Source organism: Acidimicrobiales bacterium (assembly GCA_035316325.1).
Lineage (GTDB): Bacteria > Actinomycetota > Acidimicrobiia > Acidimicrobiales > VFJN01 > DASXTK01.
On record DATHJB010000009.1, the window covers coordinates 1 to 3,505 of the forward strand.

At 71.1% G+C, this 3,505-nt stretch carries 4 protein-coding genes; 3 read left to right on the forward strand and 1 reads right to left on the reverse strand.

Features of this window, described 5'->3' with window-relative positions; genetic code table 11:
* The 3 genes from VK611_00895 to VK611_00905 form a co-directional block, all read left to right on the forward strand.
* Positions 1–577, forward strand: a 577-nt coding sequence (locus tag VK611_00895; protein ID HMG39846.1) for a winged helix-turn-helix domain-containing protein, incomplete at its 5' end; no start/stop codon positions are given.
* The gene (locus VK611_00900; GenBank protein ID HMG39847.1) at positions 574–1,809 is read left to right on the forward strand and encodes an MFS transporter; all 1,236 of its coding nucleotides are present in this window, start codon (positions 574–576) and stop codon (positions 1,807–1,809) included. The genes VK611_00895 and VK611_00900, both read left to right, overlap by 4 nt.
* Positions 1,810–1,821: 12 nt before the next feature.
* Positions 1,822–2,355 (forward strand): NUDIX hydrolase, encoded by a 534-nt coding sequence (locus tag VK611_00905; GenBank protein ID HMG39848.1) that lies wholly within the window; start codon positions 1,822–1,824, stop codon positions 2,353–2,355.
* A gap of 4 nt (positions 2,356–2,359) precedes the next feature.
* Here the strand turns inward: VK611_00905 and VK611_00910 are convergent, their stop codons facing one another.
* On the reverse strand, positions 2,360–3,487 hold the full coding sequence (locus VK611_00910; GenBank protein HMG39849.1) for a DEAD/DEAH box helicase: 1,128 nt from the start codon (positions 3,485–3,487) through the stop codon (positions 2,360–2,362).
* Positions 3,488–3,505: the final 18 nt, after the last annotated feature.

Genomic DNA, 3,505 nt, shown 5'->3' on the forward strand with positions numbered 1-3,505 from the left:
GGACGACCCCGACGTGATCCGGACCGTCGCCCACCCCGCTCGCATGGCGATCCTCGACTTCCTCAGCGCAGGGCCGGCGACCGCAACCGAGTGCTCCAGCACAGCCGGGGAGAGTCCCTCGGCGTGCAGCTACCACCTGCGCACGCTGGCGAAGCTCGGGTTCGTCGAGGAGGTGCCGAGCGAGGATCGGCGCAAGCGTCGCTGGCGCCTGGTCGTCCGGGGTCACGGCGTCCCCAAGAGCGCCCAGGACTCCGACGAGGTGCGGGTGGCGACCCGGGCCTGGGGCGCCCAGTGGGTCGCCATGGAGCAGCGCATCCTCGCCCAGTACATCGCCACCGAGGCGGACGAACCGAAGGCGTGGCAGAAGGCGGCGACCTTCTCCTCCGCCGAGCTCCACCTCACCCCCGACGAGGTGATCGAGCTGGGTCAGCGGATCGATGCCCTACTGGAGCCCTTCCTCGACCGGGAAGACCCGGCCCACCGACCGCCCCGCACCCGCCCCGTGCGAGTCGTGCTCACGGCCTTCCCCCGCCCTCGGAACCCCCGCCCGGGCCCTCGGAACCCCCGCCGACGATGAGCCTGTGGCGCCAGCGAGACTTCATGAGCCTGTGGTCGGCCCAGACCGTGAGCCAGGTCGGGTCGCAGGTGACCGTCCTGGCGCTCCCGCTGACGGCCATCCTGGTGCTGCAGGCCGACACGTTCGAGGTCGGGCTGCTCGGCACGGCCCAGTTCCTGCCCTTCGTCCTCGTCGGCCTCCCCGCCGGCGTCTGGGTGGACCGTCTCCCGCGGCGGCCCATCCTGATCGTCGGCGACCTCGGACGGGCGGCCGCCCTGGTGTCGATCCCTGCCGCCCACGCCCTCGGCGTCCTCACCATGGGCCAGCTGTACGCGGTGGCGTTCGTCGCCGGCGTGCTCACCGTCTTCTTCGACGTCGCCTACATGGCGTACCTGCCGTCGCTCGTCGGGAGAGAACACCTCGTCGAGGGCAACAGCAAGCTCGAGATCAGCCGCTCGGCCGCCCAGGTGACGGGACCGGGCCTCGCCGGCGCCCTCGTCGACCTCTTCAAGGGCCCGGTCGCCATCGCCGTCGACGCCGCCAGCTACGTCGGCTCGGCCCTCTTCGTGCTGCGCATCCGCCGACAGGAGCCGCCCAACACCAGCGGCACCCGCCCCCGCATGACCACCGGCATCGCCGAGGGCCTCCGCTACGTGACCCGGCATCGGCTGCTGCGCTGGATCGCGGCCTGCACGGCCATCAGCAACCTGTTCGGCCAGATGGCCCAGACGGTGCTGCTCGTGTTCGCCGTCCGCGAGCTCGACATGAGCCCCGGCCTGATCGGCGTCGTGTTCTCGGCGGGCAGCGTGGCCGCCCTGGCCGCGGCGTTCGTGTCGACCCGGGCCCCACAGCGGATCGGGGTCGGGCCGACGATCGTGGGCGCCGCGGCGATCGGCAGTGCCGCCGGCCTGATCCTGCCGCTCGCCACCCGGTCGAACGGCCTGGCGTTGCTGGTCGGCTGGAGCCTCGTCGTCGCCTTCGCGGGCGTCCTCTACAACGTGACCCAGGGGAGCCTGCGCCAGGCGATCACCCCAGAGCGGATGCAGGGTCGGATGAACGCCACCATGCGGTTCATGGTGTGGGGGACGATCCCCGTCGGGTCGCTGCTCGGGGGAGTGCTCGGTGAGGTCATCGGCCTCCGGCCCACGCTCGTCGTCGCGGCGGTCGGTGGGCTGACGGCGGTCGTCCCCGTGTTGTTCTCCGATGTGCGGGACCTCCACGAGGTGCCCGACGGCACCTTGGTGGGCGCGTAGGATCCCGGCGCGATGCGGTGGACCGTGCACGGAGAGCGGGGCGTCTACGAGTCGGAGTGGATGCGGCTGCGGCTGGCCGACGTGGAGCTGCCCGACGGGGTGCGGTTCGAGCACCACGTCGTGCGGTTCCCACGGGGAGCGTCAGGCACCGTGGTCCACGATCCGCAGCGAGGGCTCCTGCTGCTGTGGCGGCACCGGTTCATCACCGACACCTGGGGTTGGGAGGTGCCGGCCGGGGCCATCGACGACGGCGAGACGCCCGAGGAGGCGGCGGCCCGGGAGACGCTCGAGGAGACCGGCTGGCGGCCCGGTCCCCTACGCCTGCTGACCCGGTACCACCCCAGCAACGGAGCCACCGACCAGGAGTTCAACCTGTTCGTGGCCGACGGCGCCACCTACGTCGGTGAGCCGCACGACCCCTACGAGTCGGAGCGCGTCGAGTGGGTCGCCGTCGAGAAGGTCAGGGAGCTCGTCGCACGACGACAGGTGCAGGACGGGCTGTCACTCACCGCCCTGCTCTGGTTCCTGGCCTTCCCCACCGCTTAGACGCTCAGGCCGCGCCCTCTTCGGCCGGATCCCACGCCGCCAGGTCGGCCAGGCGGGGGTCGTTCGAGAACATCTCCACGATCGGCTGCTCGAGGTCGAGCCGCCGCTTCAGACGACGGATCTCCAGCTCCTGGTTCCACAGCACCAGCGTGACCGCCAGGCCCTTCGCCCCCGCCCGGGCCGTACGGCCGGAGCGGTGCAGGTAGGTCTTGTGGTCGGGAGCCGGGTCGTAGTGGACGACCACGTCGAGATCGTCGATGTCGAGCCCGCGGGCGGCCACGTCGGTGGCGACCAGAACTGCCAGCCGACCTTCGGCGAACCGCTTCAGCGCCCGCTCGCGCACCTCCTGGCGGAGGTCGCCGTGGATCGCCTTGGCGTCGACATCCAGCTCAGCCAGGTCCTTCGCCACCTTGTCGGCCTGCCGCTTGGTGTTGACGAACACCAGCGTGCGCCCGGTGGAGTTGGAGATCGCCGCCGCCAGCCGCGGCTTGTCCATCTCGTGGACCAGCAGGAACCGGTGGGCCATCAGCTCGACGGACACCGTCGCCGAGCCGACCTCGTGGAACACCGGGTTGTGCTGGTAGCGGTCGACCAGGCCCTGGATGCCGCCGTCGAGCGTGGCGGAGAACAGCAGCGTCTGGTGCTCGCCCTGGGCGTGGCGTAGCAGCCACTCGACCTGGGGCAGGAAGCCCATGTCGGCCATCCGGTCGGCTTCGTCGAGGACGACGATGCCGAGGTTGGACAGCTCGACCGCTCCCCGGTCGACGAGGTCGATCAGCCGGCCGGGTGTCGCCACCACGATCTCGGCTCCGCCGCGGAGGTCGTTGACCTGCTTGCCCATCGGGGCACCGCCGTAGACGGTGGCCAGGCGCAGGTTGCGCGTGGCGGCGAGGGGACGGATGACCTTGGCGACCTGGACGGCCAACTCACGGGTTGGCACCAGGACGAGTGCAGAGGGTCGTTTGGGTTGGGAAGGGCCGACTCGCTCGACTAGTGGAAGGCCGAAGGCCAGGGTCTTGCCCGAACCGGTCTTGGCTTTGCCGCACACGTCGCGACCGGCGAGTGCGTCGGGGATACAGAGGCGCTGGACGGGAAATGGCGAAGGGATGCCCGCGTCGTCGAGGACCGCCACCAAATCATCAGAAACGCC